Below are 22092 nucleotides of genomic sequence, written 5' to 3'. Positions count from 1 at the left end.
GCTTCATCGCGATTAAATGCGATACCGGATACGACGGGTTGTTCCATCTCGTTATTTTCCTCATCCAGGCTAATCAGGGTTCCTTCACCCTCTTCAAATGTTGAGAGTACGCGCAGAGGAACCTTATATTTACCAGCGAACTCTACGGCGCGGATCTGCAGGACCTTTGAGCCAAGACTGGCCATCTCCAGCATCTCCTCAAACGTAATCCGGTCCATACGACGCGCACTATCCACGACCCGTGGATCAGTGGTATAGACCCCGTCAACATCCGTATAAATCTGGCACTCAGTGGCATCGAGCGCTGCGGCGAGTGCCACGCCCGTGGTATCCGAACCGCCACGCCCTAAAGTGGTGATATTTCCATCATCATCCACTCCCTGGAAACCGGCTACTACAATTACTTTTCCGCCATCCAGGTCAGTGCGCATGCGCTCAACATCGATACGTTGAATACGCGCTTTGGTATGGGCGTTGTCCGTGAGGATCTTGACCTGTCCGCCGGTATAGGAACAGGCATCATAGCCGCGCTTTTTCAAGGCCATGCTCAGTAGCGCAATGGTGACCTGCTCACCAGTGGATACCAGCACATCCAACTCGCGGGGGTCTGGCTTTTCCTGGATCTGGTATGCCAGATCAATCAGGCGGTTGGTCTCTCCACTCATGGCGGAAAGCACTACAATCAGGTCATGCCCTTTAGCGCGAAATGCGGCTACTTTGTCGGCGACAGCCTCAATGCGCTCGATAGAGCCCACAGAAGTCCCGCCGTATTTCTGCACGAACAAACTCATAATCTTTGTGTTTCCTTAGCCCCTGGCCAAGTACGCGCACTGCCCAGGCTCGTGCAGGCGCGCACTTAATCACCAAACTTCGGTGAAATCAACTTCACATACGACTTCTGGCGCCGTTTTAACCGAAATCAATCGTTGAGGGAGCCCTCAACCCACGCCGGCACCTCCCGTAACATACCGGCCAGGGCAGAAACATCACTTCCGCCACCCTGCGCCATGTCTTTGCGACCACCGCCCTTACCACCAAGCTTACCTGCAGCAAAACGCATCAGGTCTCCCGCCGATAATCGACCTGTAAGATCCTGGGTTACCGCAGCTACCAGTGCGACTTTATCTTCACCAGGCGCAGCGAGCAGCACGACGCCACTACCGAGCTTGTTCTTCATCTGGTCAGCCAAATCCCGTAGGGACTTAGGATCTGCACCATCAATAGAGGCGGCCAACAGCTTAAAGCCGCCAATGTCCAACGCTTGCGCAGTAAGATCTCCACCTGCACCACTGGCCAACTTGGTCTTGAGCTGGGCAATTTCCTTTTCCAGCTTGCGATTATTAACCAGTAGCTGCTCAACCTTATCGGCCAGGCTATCCGGGCGCGCCTTAAGTAATGAAGCAATATGCTCAATGCGCTGCTGAGTTTGATCAAATAATGACAGTGCATGTGCACCAGTCACCGCTTCAATACGACGCTGGCCCGACGCTATACCGCTCTCACTTACAATACGTAGCAGCCCAATATCACCAGTGCGTTTGACATGGGTACCGCCACACAGCTCTACAGAAAAAGCGCCGGTCTCAGTCTCGCCCATAGAAAGTACGCGAACGGTATCCCCATATTTCTCACCGAACAGTGCCATAGCCCCCATTTCTTTGGCCGACTCAATATCAGTTTCACGGGTATCAACTGGGGTATTGGCGCGAACCTGTGCGTTTACCAGTGACTCAATGGCATGCAGCTGTTTGTTGGTAACCGCCTCGGGGTTAGAGAAATCAAAACGCAGACGTTCTGAGTCCACCAGGGAACCCTTCTGGGTAACATGCTCCCCCAACACCTTGCGCAGGGCGGCATGCAGTAGGTGGGTAGCAGAATGGTTAAGCGCTGTTGCCTGCCGCACATCCGCAGACACCTTGGCAGAAACTTCTTCCCCAGTCGCAACAGCACCCCGCAATACCTTACCGGCATGCAGGTGGTGGCCGCCCTGCTTGGTGCAATCGAGAACCTCGAAACGACCTGCAGCAACATTCAGGTAGCCACTGTCACCGGCTTGGCCACCGGACTCAGCATAAAAAGGAGTGCGATCCAGGATCACCGTGCCCTCTTCGCCTTCTTCCAGACGCTCCACCTGCTCGCCGCCTTTGATGATGGCAATCACTTTTCCCTGGGATTCAGTCGCCTCATAGCCGAGGAATTCAGTCGCCCCTTCCAGGTCCAGAACTTCGGTATAGTCCTGCTTGAACTTGCCCGCCGCCCGTGCACGTTCACGCTGAGCTTCCATTGCAGCTTCATAACCCACCATATCCAGGGACAAGCCGCGCTCTCGGGCAATATCCTGGGTCAGGTCGGTGGGGAAACCATAGGTGTCGTGCAAAGTGAACACCAGCTCACCGGGAATCTCTGTTCCTTCCAGGGATGCCAGCGCACCCTCCAGCAGGGCCATCCCCTTATCCAGGGTTTTAGCAAACTGCTCCTCTTCTTTACGCAGCGCCTGCTCAATAAGCTGTTGCTTTTCACGTAGCTCCGGGTAGGCATCACCCATCTGTTCCGCAAGGGCTTCCACCAACTTGAAGAAGAAAACCTCCTTGTGGCCCAGCTTATGACCGTGACGCACAGCGCGACGGATAATGCGGCGCAATACAAAGCCGCGCCCTTCATTGGAGGGCATTACCCCGTCTGCGATCAGGAAAGAACAGGAGCGAATATGGTCGGCGATTACGCGCAGGGATTTCTCTTCCAGGTTATCGCAGGCAACAATTTCACCAGCCGCTTTCAGTAACGCCTGGAACAGGTCAATTTCATAATTAGAGTGCACGCCCTGCATTACAGCAGCGATGCGTTCCAGACCCATTCCAGTATCCACCGAGGGCTTGGGTAACGAGTGCAATTCGCCATCGGCCGTGCGCTCATACTGCATAAATACGAGATTCCAAATCTCGATGTAACGGTCGAGGTCATCGTTGTCGGAACCGGGAGGACCACCAGGCACATCTGCACCATGGTCGTAGAAAATTTCAGAGCTGGGTCCACAGGGACCGGTGTCCCCCATCTGCCAGAAGTTATCCTCGTCGAGGCGGGAAAAACGCTCAGCGCTGACCCCCACTTCTTTCAACCAGATATCGGCCGCCTCGTCATCGCTAATATGCACAGTAACCCATAAGCGTTCTTCTGGCAGATTTAGCACCTTTGTGAGGAAATCCCAGGCAAAGCGGATAGCTTCACGCTTGAAATAGTCGCCGAAACTGAAGTTGCCCAGCATTTCAAAAAAGGTGTGGTGGCGCGCGGTATAACCCACATTCTCCAGGTCGTTGTGCTTGCCTCCAGCACGTACGCAACGCTGGGAGCTGGTGGCTCGGTTGTATGGACGTTTTTCCTGGCCGAGGAAGGTGTCCTTAAATTGCACCATGCCGGCGTTGGTGAACAGCAGGGTCGGGTCATTGCCCGGGATCAGGGAGCTCGATGGCACCACGGTATGGCCCTGCTCGGCAAAGTAATTCAGAAAGGCGTCGCGAATCTGTGCGCTTTTCATCCGGCGTAATTCCACTTCGTTAGTTGAAAATTATTTGAACGACACCGATAACGCGGTGCCACACCTGTCCCGCTACTGCCCGAGCCCCTGTTCGGGCATTTTCTTTTGAGCCAGCAGGTGAATATGTAGGTGAAATACGGTCTGTCCCGCGCTTCGACCATTGTTAACCACCAACCGAAAGCCTTCGAGACCCAACTGCCTGCCCAGCTCGGCAGCCACCCACATCAGGTGGCCAAGCAGACCCTTGTCTTCGCTTTTGGCATCGGACAGGTTAACCAGAGATTTGCGTGGGATAATGAGGAGATGGACCGGGGCTTGTGGCGCCCGATCTTCAATAACGACACAAAGGTCATCCTCGTAGATTTTCTCAGCCGGAATATCGCCCGAGATAATTTGACTGAAAACGCTGGGTTCACCCATTGGTTTATTTTTCCAGCTTTTCCTCAGCTGTGAGCTGACGCGCTTCGGACTCCAGCATTACCGGGATCCCATCCCTAACCGGATAGGCCAGGCCACTGGCCCTACAAACCAGTTCCTGGGAATCTTCGCGGTACTCCAGCGGCGCCTTACTTACCGGGCACACTAATAGGCTCAGCAACTTTTTATCCATGTTCCACCCCACTATTTCCCCCCGACACAACTTCCGGGGGGCAAAAATGACCGCGTATCATACAATGCTTCATAGGGTTTTTCACGGTATTCACCGCAGCTTAATCCGAAGGAACTTCTCGTTTTAACCACCCCTTGCCTGTTTTTATCCTGAGGCGACAGGGTTGGGCGCAGACAAAATGGAGTTTAGGTGTCCCAGCAGTAAATCCCTTGCTAGGCGCCCCTCCTCTATCTCGTTAAACAATTCGTGATACGCCTCGGGAAAACAGTGCAGCTTTTTGTTTTTCGACCCTATACGAGTAAACCACTCTCTACTGAGTTCGACATCGACCAGACGATCCGACTCCGGCAACAACATCAAGCAGGGGGTAAGTAAACGCTCCAGATTAGCCGAAAGGAACTCCCTCTCGTTCAGAAAGCTCTCAAACCAGCGCAGGGAAACCCCATGATGGGCAAGCGCATCACTGCGATAGGACTCGATAACGGAGATATCGCGGCTCAACCATTTGTCATCAATCCGGCTGGAAAGCACCAGTTTCGGGAACAGCCTGGCCAATATCGTTACTAACCATAATTCCAGACCCGCAGGCTCCCTGGCCCCGCGAAACCCAGGCGCCGACAGGATCACGCTATCTACTGAGCCGTAACGAATAGCACTGCCACAGGCAACCACCGCTCCCATACTATGCCCCAGCAGATGCACACTTGTATCGGGGTTACCACTTTTGACCAGACAGATAAACTGATGTAAGTCTTCGCAATAAAGGGAGAAATCATCGATATGCCCCCTTTTACCCTCGGACAATCCATGCCCATAGTGATCTGGTGCATAGACGCTGAATCCCGCGCGATTGAGGTGCTGGGCCAGCATGGTATAACGGCCACCGTGCTCACCCAGACCGTGGGAAATCACTACTACACCGAGTGCACCTTCAACCCACCAGCGGCGGTAGTGCAGGCTTATATCTCTGGTTACAAATTCCATTGCCCCTCCTTATTTTCATTATTGTTATTTCTTTGGCTAACCGGCTCCTGTCAGCTTTCCTGTTCCAGGCCACTGCGATACTGCCCCAGCATAGCCAGGTGATTCATACGCGCTCGATGAACTAAAGCTCTTTGCGCTGCAACCGTATTCTCCGACTGGCCTGCCCAGGCTGCCAGAGCCGGCTGCTGCAACGCGCGGCCGTAGGAAAAACTCAGCTGCCAGGGTGCATCGTTGAGTTGGTTCAATGCATTGAGATTTTCTGAGGCCTCATCATTTCCCTGCCCCCCAGAGAGAAAGTTTATGCTGGGTACAGCTGCGGGTACTGCGCGGCGCAGCCTGCGCAGGGTTTGCTCCGCAACTTGCTGCGGTTCCACTCGGGCCAATTCCGCCCCCGGAGTCACCATGCTGGGTTTCAGTAACATCAGTTCAAGAGTGACGCCATGGCGATACAGGGCATGAAAAACGGTATGCCAGACCTGCTCATTAACCTCCGCACAACGCTCAATACCGTGGCTTCCATCCATAAGCACTTCAGGCTCTACGATGGGCACCACGCCTTCCGCCTGGCAAACGGCGGCGTAACGGGCCAACATCTCGGCATTAGCCCTGAGACCAAGATCGGTGGGATTGTGCGGACTCACCGGATAGACTTCACGCCACTTGGCGAATCGAGCCCCCTGCTCCTTATAATTGCGCAGGCGCTCGGCAAGTCCATCCAGGCCATAAGTGATCATGTCACCTGTTGCGCCAGGTAATGGCCCCTTACCCTTATCGACCTTAATACCGGGTACAATATTTTGCGCCACCGCCACTTGGGCCAGAGGGGCACCCCTGTCACAACATTGGCCCAGGGTCTCCTCAAAAAGAATCACCCCGCTGACATACTGCCCCAGGCCCTCAGCACCCAGCAGGGCCGCACGGTAATTGCGGCGATTCTCCTCGGTTGACTCAACACCGATTGAATTGAAACGCTTGGCTATCGTGCCACTGCTCTCATCCGCGGCGAGAATACCCCTGCGACCATCCACCAACCCCTCAACCGTGGCCTGTAACTCGTCCCTAACTTCCATTTTGGCCTCCTCCCTGTACCGAAAAACCAAATAAAAATAACTGCTCCGATTAAAATGCCTTACACGCGGCAACAGCCCGCTGCCAGCCGGCCAACAGTGATGTCCTCTCCGAAGTACACATCGCCGGCATAAAATCCCGCTCTATTTCTCGCAGGCACTCCGGCAACTTTTCAAAATGCCATAAATCACTGCCGATCCCCGCTAGCAGGGCCGCACCGATAGCAGTGGATTCAATTTGCTTGGGCCGCTCAACACGCAATGCGGAAATATCAGCCTGGAATTGCATCAGGAAATTATTTGCACAGGCCCCGCCATCCACCCGCATATGACTGATTGACACCCCCAGAGCCTCTTCCATCAGGCGCGCCAACTCGTCACTCTGATAGGCAATAGACTCGAGCGTAGCGCGCACTATCTCCGCGCGGCCGGTACCACGACTCAAGCCACACACGGTGCCCCTTGCCGACGGATTCCAATGGGGGGCACCCAGGCCACTGAATGCCGGCACCAGATAAACTCCGCGGGTGTCGGCAATACTCTGTGCAATTACCTCAGTATCCACCGCCCTTTGAATGAGACCCATCTCGTCGCGCAGCCACTGGATTGCAGAGCCCGCAGTAAACACCGAACCCTCAACCGCATAGGCGGGAGCACCACTAATATCACAAGCAATAGTGGCAAGCAGGCCAGCCGGCAGCTCAGGGCGTTTTTCACCCGCAAATGCCAACATAAAGCAGCCCGTACCATAGGTGTTTTTAATCTCTCCAGGACGGAGACAACCCTGGCCAAACAGCGCCGCTTGCTGGTCGCCGGCCACGCCACAAATGGGCGCACAGGCTCCCAGGAACGCCTCGGGATCGGTATCGGTAAAATGACCGGCAGACGGCCTGATTTCAGGCAGGATGGATTCCGGGCAATCAAACAGCGCCAGTAGCTCTGGGTCCCAACGTTTTTCCTCGAGGTTATACAACAGGGTACGGCTGGCATTGGTGTGATCAGTCAGGTGCGCGCGGCCACCACTCATCTTATACATCAGCCAGCTGTCCACTGTGCCAAAGCACAAGTCGCCACGGCGGGCACGGGCCAGCAATTGAGGCTGCTCACGGAAGACCCACAGCAGCTTACTCGCAGAAAAATAAGCATCAAGCAGCAAACCGCTGCGCTCACGCAACCAGCCAGCCTTACTTGTCACGGCCAGCTCCTGGCAGATTTCCGCAGAACGGCGACACTGCCAGACGATGGCGGGGTGTACTGGCTCACCGGTATGTCGATCCCACAGAACCGTAGTCTCGCGCTGGTTAGTAATACCAATCGCCATGATATCGGATGCGCGAATACCGGCACGCTGTAGCGCAGCAGCGCAGACCCGCCGCGTTACCTGCCAAATCTCTTCAGCATTCTGCTCGACCCAGCCGGGCTGGGGATAATAATTGGGTATTTCGGAATAACTGCGGCCAATCAGGCTGCCGCTGCTATCAAAGACAAAGGCTGTAGTGCCTGTGGTGCCCTGGTCTATGGATAGGATCATAGGGTGTCTCGCGCTTATTATTTTCGCTCTCACTATCGTGGTTCTGAGCCGCAGAAATACTGCGATGCCTCAACCAAGATGAGAGTATAAGCCCGTTTACTTCTCGTCCAGCGCCCAACTGATGGCATCAGCAGGGAAACCGCGATATGCCAGGTAGCGCTGACGCTTTGCCCGCTCCTTTATTAGTTGGTCCCGCGGCAGCGCCTCACTAATGGGGTTTCGGTATTTGCGCTGCAACTGTTCCTGCGCCAATACAAACCAATCGGCTTCCACCTGCCCCAGTGCCCAGGCAGCCAGCTCAGCGGTTATACCGCGTTGCTGTAGCTCTTGACGGATACGCACGGGGCCTTGGCCACGCTGAACGCGCGAACGGGCAAAAACCTCAGCAAAACGCTGTTCCGATTGATAATTGAGCTCTTGTAGGCGCTCAAAAAGAGCTTCGAAATTGGCAGAAGGGAATTTGCCCATCAGTTTCCGCCTCAACTCGAGGCGCGAGTGTTCACGACGGGCAAGTAACTCAAGCGCTGCGCCAAACAGCGCTTGAGCTGAATCAACGGAAAGCTCCGTTTTGGTATAAGGCACTTACTCTTCCGAGAGTTCTGCGGCCTCTTCGGGGCTGGCTGGAACCAGGTCACCCAGCAGCTGCGCGCGCAGCTGCCCTTCAATCTCATTACGGATATCCTGGTTCTCACGCAGGAACTTGGTAGCATTGGCCTTGCCCTGGCCAATCTTATCCCCTTTATAGCTGTACCAGGCACCAGCCTTATCAACCAAGCCCATCTTCACGCCGTAATCGACAATTTCACCAACCATGTTGATGCCTTCGCCATACATGATTTGGAATTCAGTCTGTTTGAACGGCGGTGCCACCTTGTTTTTCACCACCTTAACGCGAGTCTCGTTCCCCACCACCTCATCGCCATCCTTCACGGCACCGATGCGACGGATATCCAGGCGTACGGAGGAGTAGAACTTGAGTGCATTACCACCGGTAGTGGTTTCCGGGGAGCCAAACATCACACCGATCTTCATACGGATCTGGTTGATGAAGATTGCCAGGGTATTGGTATTCTTGATATTACCGGTCAGCTTACGCAGGGCCTGGGACATCAGGCGGGCCTGCAGGCCAACATGGGAATCGCCCATCTCACCCTCAATCTCCGCGCGCGGGGTCAGGGCCGCTACAGAGTCCACAACCAGTACATCCACAGCACCGGAACGCACCAGCATGTCAGCCACTTCCAGGGCCTGCTCGCCGGTATCCGGTTGTGAGACGATCAGCTCATCAACATTTACACCGAGTTTCTCGGCGTAGATAGGATCGAGCGCATGCTCAGCGTCAACAAACGCACAAGTGCCACCTTTGCGCTGGGCTTCGGCAATCACTTGCAGGGTCAGAGTGGTTTTACCGGAGGATTCAGGGCCATAGATCTCAACAATACGGCCGCGCGGCAGGCCGCCAATACCCAGGGCCACATCCAGGCCTAAGGAGCCAGTGGAAATCGCCGGGATACGCACGCGCTCCTTATCTCCCATGCGCATCACTGTGCCTTTGCCAAACTGGCGTTCGATCTGCGAGAGCGCCGCCTTTAGCGCCTTGTCTTTATTGGAATCCATGACCATTCCCATATTGCTGAGCTGTGTTGATTGGTGGCAAGCTTAACGAAGGATTACTGTATAGGCAACCAGTAATTCCGGCACAACCGGTACCAGTCGCCATCGCGCAAATTATGGGCCTTAGGCAGCTGCAAAGCTCGCCCTATATTGCCCGGTTAACCCCTAGCAGCCTTAAACCGGGTGCTCATCCAGGATAGCGAGCATACCTGTGATTGCTTCTCTCACCGTTTGCGCCTGCACATCAGCCCTATCGCCTTGAAAATGAAAGCAGCGGGCATCGATCTGTACAGGCTCCTGCCCATCGGCATGAGCCCAGGCAATCCAGACGGTACCCACAGGCTTCTCTTCTGTACCACCATCGGGACCGGCGATACCGCTCACCGCAACAGCTAGATTGGCATCCATCATTGCTAACACACCACAGGCCATCTGACGGGCAACCGGCTCACTGACAGCACCAAACTGCTGTAAATCCTTGGCGTCTACACCCAGAACGCTGTGTTTGATACGATTGGCATAGCTCACGATAGAGCCATCGAACCAACTCGATGCCCCGGCAATAGCGGTTATCGCTGCGGCAACAGCCCCCCCAGTGCAGGACTCCGCAGCGGTAACTCGCCATGCACGTTTATCCAGCTCTTTACCCAGACGCTGGGCTAACTGGGCAATTTCTCCATACTCAATCATTACACTTCCCATCAAATTGAATCGGGGATATCCCCTTTCCAGTCAGCAACATGAATACATCAACTATATCTTAATCTGGACGACTGTCCCCTTGCCACATAAGGTACAGGGCTAGTTTGCACCAGGCATCGAAACAAACAGGTCTGGGAGCGATAAAGAAATATTTGTTCACGAATCAAAATACATCGTCATCCAAATATAATCATCTCAGCCTGAACTGCTTCTAATTGGAGCATTAGCATAATAAAAAGCCTGGAATCAGAAAACTTTTCATACATATTAACTTTTAGTGGCCCAGAAAAATTCTACCCATATATTCAAAATATCTGATTTCACAGCTGACATTTGGATGCATACACCCCAACTTGAATATCCAAAATATAACACCGGCTTGTATTCGATAAGCAGGGCCCGCCTCACGATGAGAGGCCTGAAGTACACACCCTTCTCAACTGAGCTTTTGTTAGATTTATCTGTCGCACCTAAACATGTAATTAACATAAAAGATTGCTGGAATCGCTGTGTAGCCAACTCCCAGTTCGGCAATATATAACCCAGATAAAAACATAGCCAAATCGGCACCCCTACAAGAAGCAGTGAAAAAATAAGAAATCATGGCTGTTAAAAATAGCAGTGATTACATTGGCTATTGCAGGGGATTGTGCCTCCTCACTTGCCAACTCAAAAACCTTGACCTGAAAAGACAATCTAGGGAGCAACTGAATCGATAGTTCAGACTGGATATGATTAAAATTGGGGCGGGGGACAACGGCGAGCTGGAGAACTACACTGACAAAGCGGCTATGCCTATATTGAGGATGGCAAACATATCGAAAATAGAATCCCACAAAAGAGCAAATGGCATAATGATATAAGCCAAAACATTACTAGCCTTGAAATCCCATCACCAATATAGTGCGCCCCTGGTTTCGATAATTCTGATAGAGCCGGGCGACAGGCTCACCCAATTGTCCGCTTTCTATTAGATGGAAACCGATTGATTCATAAAATAACCTTAAGTGTTCATACGGAAAAGTATAAGTATCTCGGTCAAACTTCTCGGCCAGTAGCTCCAGCAGGCGGCGCGCCACTCCCCTACCCTGATGCTGCGGCGCCACAGCGACTCCCGAGAGCAACTTGAAGGTTTCATACCTCCTCAGGTAACCACAAGCTACAACCTCCCCCTTTTCATTGCGCACCACCGCACAGTCCTCATACCGCTTGGCTTTGCCACGAAATCCATGCATGCGATAGAATTTGTTCGCCAGGGGTATCTCGATATCCGACAACCAATGAGACTTATAGGAAGATCGTGTTAATTCCATATACCGCTCAAACTCTGTAGTAAAGAAATGCCCAGAGAAACCTGTAATACCTGCTTGCGACCACCGAGTGTTTGCTATTGCAGCGACCTGGTAGAGGTGGCCAATACTGTGAAGGTGCTGATCATACAGCACCCTCAGGAGGAGAAGCACCCATTCAATACAGGGCGAATGGCACACCTATGCCTGAGTAACAGCGACCTGATTATCGCAGAGGCTCTTACCAGCGAGCTACAGGACCAGCTACTCAGCATCCCATCAGCTCTACTCTACCCCTCCCTGGAATGGCTTCCAGATAGTACCAAGCTGGTTAATCTTGACTTGTCGGTCAGAAAAAGAGAGGAGTTATCATTATCCTTTCAGCAACTGATAGTTATTGATGCCACCTGGCGCAAATCCAAGAAAATTCTTCACCTCAACCCCCAACTGCAGAAACTGCCCCGCATCAACCTTGGCGGCGATTTAAAATCTAATTATACCATTCGAAAAACCTCAGTCTCCGATGGCTTATCGACAATCGAGAGTATCGCTAAAGCAATGCAGCTACTTGAAGGGAGAGATGACTTTCAGTCGCTGCTAAAACCGTTTGAGAAAATGATCGAATTACAGAAATACAGCCACCAAAATTTCAAGTTTTGATAATCGCCACTATAGATCAAAAAAATTTTTCAGAAATTACCTGAGCAAGCGCTTAATCAAGGTTTCTTATTTTTCAGCTTGTCAATACTCACAAAAGCCTATTGCCAACTCATGACAAAACGGGATTTCCGACAAAAAGAAGCTCAAGCAAACCCGTCGCACTTATCCATAACATTGGTGAAGGCAGCTTAAAAAAGACGCAGGTTAAACCTGCGCCAAATGTAGAGAAGAAAATATGCAGAGAGTACTTAATTAATTACAGCTAGGTGCAGACCAGAAAGAAGTGTTCGAATAACCTGTAGCTAAAGCAGAAGCCGGCAGAGCCATATAGCTAGTGTTATCGTTGGCTGGAGAGCAATCATACTCCATGGTGTTAAAGACATCGCCGGTATAGGAGGTAGAGCTGCTGCCAATAGCACTGGAGGTATCGTTACAAGCCTTCCCGGCATAGCCAAGAATCTGCACATTTTCAAAGTAGGCATCGGTGCCTTCTTTGAGCTTCAGGGGAACATCGGTAGAGCCTGGCATACTGCCCACAAAGCCAACACTCACATTGGTAACGATACCGCGCGCAATTGGGGCAGCAGTCACAGAGTCTGGATTATTAGCTAATTCGAAGGCGTGATCTGCATTGTCTCCCTGAGCAATACTTACATTCGTAAGAGACCCACGATAACCCTCATCCCAATCCACGCTGTCATCTTGATTACAAGTCAGCCACAGGTTCTCAACAGCAGCATCCCCACCGAAAAACTCAATACCATCATCTTGGTTATTGTGAATATGCACATTATTGATATTGGTGCTGCTATTCACAGTGTAAAGAGTCAGGCCATTTATTTCGCTGGCTACAGCCACTTCATGGCCCCCCTCAGCAATGACCACATACTCCAGAGTGCCGCTGCTCATGGTTTCGTTCAGGTACTTTCCACCACCGTAGTAATAGGCCGCGGCAACACCTTCCATTTCACATGAATCCTCCCCGTTAGTATTTGGGCAGCCATTGCTTTCGCCAAAGCCCGCCAAAACCAAGCCGCCCCACTCGCCGGAACCCGTCATATTATTATCAATAGAGGAGAATATGATGGGGCTGGCAGAATTACCCTGTGCATCAATCTGCGCACCGCGAGTGATTACCAAAGCAGAGTTGCTGTCTACCGCACCGGCGATCTGTGTACCCGCCTCAATTTTAAGGACAGTTTTGTCTACTGTGCTGGGGTTGGCATTCTGGATATGACCGTTACCCACAACAACAACACCTGGCAGTGCCCATACAATCGGACGGAGCACTGGGAATGCAAAGCTATTTTTTGCAAGCAGTACGGTATCGTTTACTGCTATAGACGCCGGTAAATCACAGCGAAGATAAGGCGCCCCATTGAAAGTTACTATACCTTGAAACCCCCCATTAAAGTTACATATTTCATCAAGCCCCAAATCTTTATCCGCATAAGAAACTGTGGCCAGAGCCATCAAACCAACTGAAGCAATTACCTTTTTCATTACAAACTCCACCTAATGGAAGTTAAATTAAAATTAATAACATTGCTCTCTTTCCCATCCCCAGCAAACAACTCATCGCCAGGAATTAAGAATTTAACGGAATTACATTTCATTCGAGATTGATATCGAGACTATTTTTATATCTAAAGAAAAAAACTTAGAACTCGAAAGTATAAGAACGCCATCATAGACAATAAAAACACCAATCAGCGACATTAAATATCAATTAAAAACACAACAATCACCGGACTAATAAAACAACAATCTAAACCTCAAAAATACAACATATAAAATTTTTAACTTCATAAAAAAAGGCCGGCAATTGCCAGCCTTTTTTATCAAAGTTCTGCTAAAGACCTATTAATCTTCCCCTCTCAATTCCTCTCCTGTATTGATAGGGATAAAATAGTCACTGCTGCCAAAGAATAGGCTATTTTTAATGAAATCTACATCAACTGACTCTGATGGGGAATAATCTGGCTCAGCCTTACCCAAATTAATCAAATTCGTCGTCGGATACCTACGAGACCACTCCACAAAAGAGTTGACACCCGAAATTTGGTTAAATTTCTCCTCTGATTCTTGGCCAAAAACCCAATCAAAAAAATAAATATCACTATTCGCTTGGCTCGGTGTTGGAATTGTGGAGGAATTACTGACGATACCGATTTGGTTACTAACTGATTGAACACTAAAGACATTATCAATCTGGTTCGCCAAGTTTGAATTCTTTGACATTTCTGAACAGGCAAAGGCCACCTGATCAAAAATAACACTCTCCCCTAGCAGAGGGGTAATCTCATCACCAGAAGAAATACACTGATCAACTATTGTGGTAACACCAAACCAGTCCAACCAATCAAAATCAGCTTTACCAGCGCCAATAATACTATTGTGTAAAAACAAGCCGCTACCGCTAAGCAATTCTAGTGCAGTGGTAGTAACACTAGGGCCCGCAGGATCAAAAAACATGACCAAATCGCTTCTACTTAAAGAAACATTAGATAAAGTGGGCATGGAGCGCGGCAGTGCCTCTGGATCACCGTTGCGCCCGGAAATTGTTGGGTAGTCATACCATACACCACTTTTCTGGAAAAGATTACTGACAAATTCCTCTTGTGAAAAGCTAAAACTATCAGTAAATCCGCCGTCAAGAATATACAGAGATTGCATAGTGCCCCGGTAACCGTGATTCCAGCGCAGACTATTGCCAGGTACACCACTAGCAATCTGGACATTGCGTAGATTCACTACACCACCATCAATATCGATAGCCGCACGGCCAAAGTTCTCAATACCCCAAGTCTCGGACGTCAAAGGAATCCCACTTAAATCCCCCAGACCGAAATACAAATTCTCAATCTTACCGCGGCCTACACTGTTCAGGCGTAACGAACCCTGTAATAAATGCAGGTTTTCAATATTAACGTTGCTATGATTATCATCGTAACCACCGTGATAGCCATACTCCCCCGGGATGTTACAGATACGGCTGCCGGGATCCGCCATGGCCTCCGGGCACTGGTTGTTGCGTGAAAAACCGTCGATTATCAAGCCTGCCCAGGTGCCCACCTTCATATTCAAAGGGTAGCCTGCAGTAAAAGAAGCGATATCATTATCAATTAGGCCCACCAAGTTGACTGGCCCAGCGGCATCCCCATCGAGTTCAGTATTCCGAAGGCTAACATCACCAATTACTTCCAGAGCACCGCCACGGGTAATATGCAGGCCTCCGCCCTTGGAAACCATTACTATACTGGAGGCTTCAATCCCAAGAGTTACCGGATTGGCTTTCATTGCCTCCACCTGGGAAATATCTGTAATTTCCAGGTGCCCCTCACCAATTCTTACCAGGCCATTAATCAGCCACAGAGTAGGTGCCGGATCCCGCTTCAGAAAATACCCAGGATAAACTTCTTCATTCACTTGGCGCCCGCTCTCAAGGGCTTCCCGGTCTGTGCTTGTAAAGGCATTTAGAATAAAATCTTCGTTGATCGTTCCCCTTAACCCGCAGACCTTAAAGTAGGAATACACCGAACTCCCCCCTACGTTTACACTACCCGCCTTTTCATTTCTGAATACGTAATCATCCTCCAGCACACCTTTATAATCACATTCGGCAGCCAGCAATACGCCCACAGAGTCACTCCAGCCCAGGTACCAATCATCCATAGAATCCAGTACAGAACCCATATAACCCACATCGGCATTCAGGTAGCGGGCGTCGTCGCCGGCAAGGGAAAGATCAATCCAAGAGCCGATTCCGGGAACATCACCACCGGTGGCGACAAAGTTGCTATCCAATACTGCGGCAACTTCGTATACACCACTGAGCCCCTGAGTGGCAGTAGCAAAATCGAGCCCGCCGTCTTCGTCTTCATCCGGAATAGTACTGCCACAATCAAGTACTACATTATCGAAATAGATTTCCAGTGGATCGCTAAACTGCAGGTCTGAAGTTGCCTGATCATCAATATCCAAACAAGTGGTAAAATCGGCAACTACGGAGTTGTAGAGCAATAAACCAGAACCCTGTTCCAGCAAAATAGCGGTACTCGAACTATCTGTACCTTTAACAGTGATATTCGCCATAACCGGCCGCGAACGCGGAGAAGCGTTATGATTTGCGGGGTGATTACGGCCCAACAGGGCATGGCCGTTAGACATTTCCCCCGGTTGTAAAATGGCATACTGCACCGTACCGCGATAACCATTAACCCAGGTTACCGAGTCGCCTACTACGTTAGAGACCAGCAGCCAATCGATATTCGCTGCACCACCATCCAAAACCAGGCCATTTGTCTGGGAATCGGTAATATCCAGGTAGTTCAATTCTACTCCGGCAGCCACATGATGAAGTTTAAGCGCTGGCTGGCCATTACCCGCATTCAACAAGCGTAAGTAATTGATACTGACCTGCGGCTTAGCAGCCAAGGCACAAGCCTCTTCACTGGTACACAGGTTATCCAGACCATTAATGGTCACCCCCGCCCAATACTCCTCGGCATCCTGGGATGCCAACTCTACCGGGTTATCCGCGGTGCCCCGCACGCTCAGGGCAACATCTGCATTAAAGGTCAGTGAAGAAGTGACATCCAGCAGTAGTTTGGAATCTCCATCTAAAATCACTTTGTTCAGCTGCTGCAATTGGGCTACCTGCTCTTCACCGCTCAGGCCAGCCAGCGTACTGCCAAAAGTTAGCGGCCCTTTTAAGCGCCAAGCTACATACTTATCATTGATATCATCATCAAAATACAGGTTGCTGTTAATATGGCCCTGTAATTCGCAGATGCTGTAGGTGTTCTGTCCAATATCGACAGTTTCATCAAGAGGAGTGCCCACACCAAAGCAGGGTTCATATAGCAGGCGGAAATCGTAATTTAATAGGACCCCTAAACTCGATGTAGCCGGTAGCGTTGCATTTATAACCCCCTGAATAGCTGTATTATCCAGTGTTAAGTCAGACTTTAAATCGGGGTTTAAGGAATATACATTTTCCGCCAGGGAAAGAAGTGTCTCAGCGTAGTCGGGTACACCTTCTTGCGCTTGGCTGACTTTATCGCAGTACAATACACTGTTGCTTAACACTACCTCGGTTGCCTGGTCGGCAATACTCAAGCAAGTATTAAACCCCTGCACTATAAAGTGCTCTAAGGAAACATCCCCGCCTCCTGAAAGCTCGAGCGCCGTGCCCGCCGTCAGGGATTTATCGACTACCGTCAGCTGAAAAATTTGAACACCAGCTTCCTCTTGAATTGCCGGGCTGTTGGCTTCCCCCTTTAAGGCCACTTTGTCACTATCGTGATAAATAATACGGTTACCGCCTATCAGGCCAGCAAAACCACTGTGCCAGTGAACGGCATGTCCTTGGTTACCTATTGCATAGATTTGCGCACTCAGGGCCCCGCCATTTAACTCCAAGCCAGTGTTTGCACTGTATAAAATGCCGTGCGGTGATATGGTTTGCGCGAAGTGCGGCGCATTAATGGTAATGGCGGCACTCAGTGGAGGGTTATTCTTGGTATGCCCTCCGGCTTCGGCCACATAACCACTAAAGCCACTGAAAAATTGGAAACCGTTGATATCAGTGTTGGTGAGCACCGAACTTCCATAACGGGTATCGATTTGAGATAAACCTCCAAAGTAACCCCAGGGTCCATTAATATTACAGAAGTTCTCGCTACTTGTGCTGTCACCACAGTCTGGGTGAAAACCAACGCTGTTCACCACTACACCACCCCATTCGCCACCACCGGAACGGTTGTCATCAATAGATTCAATATCAAGAGAGAGTTTGGCATTGCGATGCACCACAACCACGCTGCCTTCCCGTGCGTAGACGCGCACGCGGCGCCCTATCACTTCAACTACATTATCGGCCTGTAACTCTGCCAGCGTTGCATAACTTTTGCTCTGACCTATTTCGTAAACGCCATCAAGTACCCAGGCCAAGGGTTCGTATTGGTGGCTATCTTTGAGCTTGATATACCCCGACTGGCCAAAATCCTGGTCCAAAAGGCAGGCCTGGGTTTCAACACCGCCTACCATTATCGGATCAATGGCAGTTCCCACAATTCCACCTTGCGCTACCTCACATTGCTGCAGGGATAGATCCAGTGGTTGTTCCTGTGCAATTTCATTAGAAGACTCGCCACTACAAGCCGTCAGCAATAAGGCACTCCCCAACAATATGAGGATCTTCTGTAAATAACGTCTCGATCGATTGATAATTTCTTTTTGAATGGTACTAATCACGCAACATTTTCTCTTGAACATGATTCTTTCCAGATGGTCTTGTAAAAGTTTACACATGGCGCAGCCAAACCAGTTATAAATGGTCAAGGAAAGCCGACACTCCCTTAATAGTTATAACTGGCCTTTAATTTAAATTTGCGTCCACTGGAGTATTTCAAATAGGGAGCACCATAGTCGTCATACTCCATTCGACGCTCTTCATCCAGCAGGTTGTCGATCGAAGCAGAAAGAGATAATCCGTTTAAGAAATTTTTCTTATAAATAAGTCGAAGGTCATTGTAAGGCAGCTCATATACGTCGGAAGGTACATCATCAAGACCAGGGTTTGCGATGGCCAATTCTTTACCCTTCCTGTTAAAGATCAAGGTAACCTCCTGGCCACTATCGATATGGTCATAACCCAACTGCAAGTTAGTGACATATTCAGGCTGCCCCTGTAATCCGCGCTTTACAAGCACCGGAACCAAATCGGACCCACCAATTGTCTCCACCTCAGAATGAATATCCGCGTAATTAAATTGGACGAATAGTTCATGCCCCTGGTCTCGACCCAGGGTAAATTCCCGACGCAGATCCAGTTCCCACCCGGATACTTCTGCCTTTTCTGCATTGTCAAAAGTATAGTAATCGAAAACATCACCGCTTTTGGCAAAGCGGTTTTCGATCGCATTTACCATATCCTTGGTAAAATAGGCCAAAGTGATGGACTCAGATTCTGAGGGATACCACTCAAGACGTATATCAACATTGTCAATATCCGCAGGTTTTAACTCCGGATTTCCCACATATCGCTCTAGGGTTTCCACATCAGAGAATACACGTGGCATTACTTCATAAATTTCTGGCCAACTAACAGTTTCTGCATAGGCGGTACGCAGCTGCCACTGATCATTAAAGAGATATGTAAAACTAACTGAAGGGGAAGTGCGCTCTTTATCCAAAATTTCAACAAGCGGCTCTATGGTATACGCATATTGCTCTGCAGAAAAATTGTACTTTTCCTTTCGTATACCGAGGTTTACCTTGAGACTTTCTTGAGCATCCACTTCAACAAGGCCGTAGGCAGAATCGATATCTTGTTCGGCAATATAGCTATCCCCAGAAAACCCAACATCGTCCTCAGCGATTAACTTGCCAACGCTTAGATTCAGCCCATCAACTCCAGGTCTTCCAACAATGTTTTCAGGTTTATATATTTCCGTTGGGTCAGGATTTTCCCGAACTTCCGAAGGTAAGGAACCTGCATTCTTAAACTGGTAATAGTGATATGCTCCTTCCCGATCCCTCTGCATATCTAAAAGCCCAGCCTTAAATACTAATGAAGCCCAATTAAGCCCTTCTAGTGGAAAGGTAATATCCAGCCTATTTCCAAACGAATCTTCCTTCATTTTTTCCCAGACATTGTACTGAGCAAAATTTGAGGTATCCAGTTGAAAACTATTGCCAGCAGATCGCCTATACGCATACTGAGTTGCATTTGGGCGATCGTACTCACTATTTGCATCCATCAATTGCCACTGGAGGTCAATATCACCCAAATGGCTCATCCAACCTCCACTCGATGATAAAGAGACACTGTGCTCACCCCAAAATTGGTGACTCAATAGCTGTTCTTCAATCCAGTCTACATTCTGGTATAAAATTTTTTCAAGATTTAAATCTGCTTTTATTTCATCAATTTGGCTTTCGGATAAAGCTCCCTTTAATCCCGTTGGCGCTGCGTGATGAACAGAGATTTCAGCGGAGTTGGTGGTGTGACGTAATACAATGTTATTTAACCCCAGGCGATGTTGATCACTGATATTCCACTCCAGATTTAACATCGCGCTCAGATCAATTACATTATTGGAATCATGAGTTTCTACAATTGAATCAATATCCAGTTTATCCTGAGCGATGCTGTAGCGTGTATTCTGCTTGGTATTGTTACTCCAATGATTCGCGTAACGCACTGCACTAATAAAACCAAAGCTCTGCTCAGTAAAATCCCAGCTGTTGCCGCCACTAAAACTCATGCTAGAGTCAATTTTTGCCTCACCACTTTCAATTGCATTGTGCGGTATGCTACGAGCAGCTTTCTGTATGTCTTCCTCAGTAAAATCACTGTATCCCGCGCCATCAGGTCTCAAGAGCTTACCAAGTGTAGGACCCAATTCATCTGGCAATTCACGCGTTCCATCATCCATACCAAGCCAATCCCGGTCCCCTTCGCTGCCGGATATCAAAATATCATCCCCATGCATATCGCCGCGGCTTGCCGAATAAGAAGCCTTAAAGAACCCCTCCTGTGGAGCTTCTTTGGTACGCATGGAGATATGCCCCGCAGTAGCGCTGGAGGGCACATCTGCCGAGGCACTTTTCTGCAAACTCAGCTCCTGCATAATGCCTGCGGGAAATATATCCAAGGGCAAGTCCCGCCTCGCCGGATCGGTACTGGGTAGAAACGCTCCATTAAAATCCGTAGACTGGTAGCGACTCTTCATACCACGCACAACAGGAAAACGATCCTCCTCAAGTGTTACCCCAACCACGCGCTTTAGCGCGCTGCTTACCGTAGAATCATCGAAACGGGCGATTTGCGTGAAATCAATACTGTCTACGACCGACGAGGACACCCGCTCAATTTCAATAGGGTTGCCCGGTAAGTAGCGGCCTAACACCTGCACTTCTTCCAGCGTGTTCCCCCCTTCTCCGGTAAAGATATCTGCGCTTGCGAGCTGCACATCCAAGGCCAGATTGATTTTTGACAAAACGCGAAGTGCATTCAGTTGGGTTGCCTGGTAATCAGGGTGCTCCAATTGCAGCTGGTAGATACCTGGAGCAAGCTGTAATTCAAAATTACCATAGCGATCAGTAACCGTTTGCTCACCACTCCCAACAACCGTAACCGCAACATTACGTAATGGATGCTCCCCTTCAAGCGCACTTACAGTACCTTGAATCGCGCCTGATGCCAGAATTTCAAGTTGAAAAACCTCAAATAAGAACCCATTCTCATCCACGTCTGAAAGCGCCATCTTCTGAATGGATTTGACATTGCGCCCGCTTTCAGACTCGGTATTGATAGTAATCAGCGCCGCCTCGTCTTCGGCCACCGTAAAAGTGAAGGGCTCCAGCTCTTTTCCGAAGTCCAGTTTCAGGCTGTGTCGACCGGAGGGGATGGAATCGATCCAAAAGGATCCACTGGTATCACTGGAACCTAAATGCTTGCCGCTCAACAATACTTCAGTTTTCCCGGCGGGCTCTCCATCAACATATAAATCCAGCTTCAGCCCCGCTGCTTCTAGTTGAGCAGTAATCACCATGCCGATGGCGGTACACAGCAATCTTTTAGAAATTTTTAATCTCATATTACTCCCCACCCTAAAATATCAATTAAAAAAACTTTATAACGTGCCTGTCGTTATCATCCTTTCCAGGCGGGCACACCCCCGATTTCTGTTTGGTATGCAGCAGACACCGAATAGACAATCAACCTCTGCAAAGACACTGAATATTCGTTGGTGCGAAAATCGGCAGGTCAAGTTTTTGTTAAAATTTTGCAGAAAAATTGGCACATAGTAATCTGTGCTGCAGAACATCAAATAACTCAGAGTTAAATTAAGAACAATTTACAACTTAGAGTAATTCAAACAGCTTAATGTTACAGATTGCCTACTAAAAATCCTTACAGCAATAAATAAGCGCCATTATTTTTAATGGCATGCACTTACCTATCAGCTGAAAAGATCAGTTACCCGTAAATTTGCAATATAATACAAAGCTGAAAGTGAGATAAAAATTGAAGGCGAGGTTATTGAAGATTACCACCGGGAAAAACCTTCAAAAAGGAGCCATATCTTTGA

Annotated in this window: 15 protein-coding genes (1 of these 15 running past the window's edge); 1 reads left to right on the top strand and 14 read right to left on the bottom strand. The window is 49.6% G+C overall.

All coding sequences use genetic code 11. The annotated features are described in order from the left end of the window. The 11 genes from GL2_RS12670 to GL2_RS12620 all read right to left on the bottom strand — a co-directional run. On the bottom strand, window positions 1-791 hold the 5' portion of the coding sequence (locus GL2_RS12670) for an aspartate kinase (protein WP_143731000.1). 442 nt of this gene lie to the left of the window's left edge; only the first 791 of its 1233 coding nucleotides appear in the window; it begins with the start codon at window positions 789-791; its stop codon lies off the left edge, out of view. Window positions 792-919: 128 nt separating this feature from the next. Beyond that, window positions 920-3532 carry an alanine--tRNA ligase gene (gene alaS, locus GL2_RS12665; RefSeq protein ID WP_143730999.1) on the bottom strand — a complete coding sequence of 871 codons (2613 nt, stop codon included), beginning with the start codon at window positions 3530-3532 and terminating at the stop codon, window positions 920-922. Between the two features lie 72 nt (window positions 3533-3604). Then, entirely contained in the window at window positions 3605-3952 is a 348-nt protein-coding gene (locus GL2_RS12660; RefSeq protein ID WP_143730998.1) for a histidine triad nucleotide-binding protein, read from the bottom strand. Between the two features lie 4 nt (window positions 3953-3956). After that, window positions 3957-4142 carry a Trm112 family protein gene (locus GL2_RS12655; RefSeq protein WP_143730997.1) on the bottom strand — a complete coding sequence of 62 codons (186 nt, stop codon included), beginning with the start codon at window positions 4140-4142 and terminating at the stop codon, window positions 3957-3959. A gap of 144 nt (window positions 4143-4286) precedes the next feature. Next, a complete protein-coding gene (locus GL2_RS12650; RefSeq protein ID WP_143730996.1) occupies window positions 4287-5126 on the bottom strand; it encodes an alpha/beta hydrolase in 840 nt (279 codons plus the stop codon). Between the two features lie 50 nt (window positions 5127-5176). Continuing rightward, on the bottom strand, window positions 5177-6196 hold the full coding sequence (locus tag GL2_RS12645; RefSeq protein ID WP_143730995.1) for a class I fructose-bisphosphate aldolase: 1020 nt from the start codon (window positions 6194-6196) through the stop codon (window positions 5177-5179). A gap of 49 nt (window positions 6197-6245) precedes the next feature. Further along, complete coding sequence (glpK, locus tag GL2_RS12640; protein ID WP_143730994.1) at window positions 6246-7724, bottom strand: glycerol kinase GlpK; 1479 nt, start codon at window positions 7722-7724, stop codon at window positions 6246-6248. A 96-nt stretch (window positions 7725-7820) separates the two neighbouring features. Further along, window positions 7821-8306: a regulatory protein RecX gene (locus tag GL2_RS12635; protein WP_143730993.1), complete on the bottom strand. Its 486-nt coding sequence runs from the start codon at window positions 8304-8306 to the stop codon at window positions 7821-7823. Further along, the gene (gene recA, locus GL2_RS12630) at window positions 8307-9341 is read right to left on the bottom strand and encodes a recombinase RecA (RefSeq protein WP_143730992.1); all 1035 of its coding nucleotides are present in this window, start codon (window positions 9339-9341) and stop codon (window positions 8307-8309) included. Between the two features lie 171 nt (window positions 9342-9512). Continuing rightward, window positions 9513-10028, bottom strand: coding sequence for a CinA family protein (locus tag GL2_RS12625; RefSeq protein ID WP_143730991.1), 516 nt, complete (start codon window positions 10026-10028; stop codon window positions 9513-9515). A gap of 887 nt (window positions 10029-10915) precedes the next feature. Beyond that, complete coding sequence (locus GL2_RS12620) at window positions 10916-11353, bottom strand: GNAT family N-acetyltransferase (RefSeq protein WP_143730990.1); 438 nt, start codon at window positions 11351-11353, stop codon at window positions 10916-10918. Between the two features lie 27 nt (window positions 11354-11380). Here GL2_RS12620 and GL2_RS12615 point away from each other — a divergent pair, with 27 nt between their 5' ends. Beyond that, window positions 11381-11989: a tRNA-uridine aminocarboxypropyltransferase gene (locus GL2_RS12615; protein ID WP_143730989.1), complete on the top strand. Its 609-nt coding sequence runs from the start codon at window positions 11381-11383 to the stop codon at window positions 11987-11989. Window positions 11990-12241: 252 nt separating this feature from the next. Here the strand turns inward: GL2_RS12615 and GL2_RS12610 are convergent, their stop codons facing one another. The 3 genes from GL2_RS12610 to GL2_RS12600 form a co-directional block, all read right to left on the bottom strand. Beyond that, window positions 12242-13492 (bottom strand): hypothetical protein, encoded by a 1251-nt coding sequence (locus GL2_RS12610; protein WP_143730988.1) that lies wholly within the window; start codon window positions 13490-13492, stop codon window positions 12242-12244. A gap of 360 nt (window positions 13493-13852) precedes the next feature. Next, the gene (locus tag GL2_RS12605) at window positions 13853-18268 is read right to left on the bottom strand and encodes a hypothetical protein (RefSeq protein WP_143730987.1); all 4416 of its coding nucleotides are present in this window, start codon (window positions 18266-18268) and stop codon (window positions 13853-13855) included. A gap of 83 nt (window positions 18269-18351) precedes the next feature. Continuing rightward, entirely contained in the window at window positions 18352-21597 is a 3246-nt protein-coding gene (locus GL2_RS12600; protein WP_143730986.1) for a TonB-dependent receptor, read from the bottom strand. Window positions 21598-22092: the final 495 nt, after the last annotated feature.

Origin of the sequence: Microbulbifer sp. GL-2, from assembly GCF_007183175.1 — a bacterium.
Classification (GTDB): domain Bacteria; phylum Pseudomonadota; class Gammaproteobacteria; order Pseudomonadales; family Cellvibrionaceae; genus Microbulbifer.
Note: the sequence above shows the minus strand (reverse complement) of the source record. Positions and strands in the feature narration are given on the sequence as shown.

What these genes read in the sequence shown, in the direction of transcription:
- GL2_RS12655 (WP_143730997.1), bottom strand. Translation starts at nt 4,142, where the DNA reads ATGGATAAAAAGTTGCTGAGCCTATTAGTGTGCCCGGTAAGTAAGGCG.
- GL2_RS12620 (WP_143730990.1), bottom strand. Translation starts at nt 11,353, where the DNA reads ATGGAATTAACACGATCTTCCTATAAGTCTCATTGGTTGTCGGATATC.
- recA (WP_143730992.1), bottom strand. Translation starts at nt 9,341, where the DNA reads ATGGATTCCAATAAAGACAAGGCGCTAAAGGCGGCGCTCTCGCAGATC.
- GL2_RS12645 (WP_143730995.1), bottom strand. Translation starts at nt 6,196, where the DNA reads ATGGAAGTTAGGGACGAGTTACAGGCCACGGTTGAGGGGTTGGTGGAT.
- GL2_RS12650 (WP_143730996.1), bottom strand. Translation starts at nt 5,126, where the DNA reads ATGGAATTTGTAACCAGAGATATAAGCCTGCACTACCGCCGCTGGTGG.
- GL2_RS12605 (WP_143730987.1), bottom strand. Translation starts at nt 18,268, where the DNA reads ATGTTCAAGAGAAAATGTTGCGTGATTAGTACCATTCAAAAAGAAATT.
- GL2_RS12610 (WP_143730988.1), bottom strand. Translation starts at nt 13,492, where the DNA reads ATGAAAAAGGTAATTGCTTCAGTTGGTTTGATGGCTCTGGCCACAGTT.
- GL2_RS12625 (WP_143730991.1), bottom strand. Translation starts at nt 10,028, where the DNA reads ATGATTGAGTATGGAGAAATTGCCCAGTTAGCCCAGCGTCTGGGTAAA.
- alaS (WP_143730999.1), bottom strand. Translation starts at nt 3,532, where the DNA reads ATGAAAAGCGCACAGATTCGCGACGCCTTTCTGAATTACTTTGCCGAG.
- GL2_RS12600 (WP_143730986.1), bottom strand. Translation starts at nt 21,597, where the DNA reads ATGAGATTAAAAATTTCTAAAAGATTGCTGTGTACCGCCATCGGCATG.
- glpK (WP_143730994.1), bottom strand. Translation starts at nt 7,724, where the DNA reads ATGATCCTATCCATAGACCAGGGCACCACAGGCACTACAGCCTTTGTC.
- GL2_RS12660 (WP_143730998.1), bottom strand. Translation starts at nt 3,952, where the DNA reads ATGGGTGAACCCAGCGTTTTCAGTCAAATTATCTCGGGCGATATTCCG.
- GL2_RS12615 (WP_143730989.1), top strand. Translation starts at nt 11,381, where the DNA reads ATGCCCAGAGAAACCTGTAATACCTGCTTGCGACCACCGAGTGTTTGC.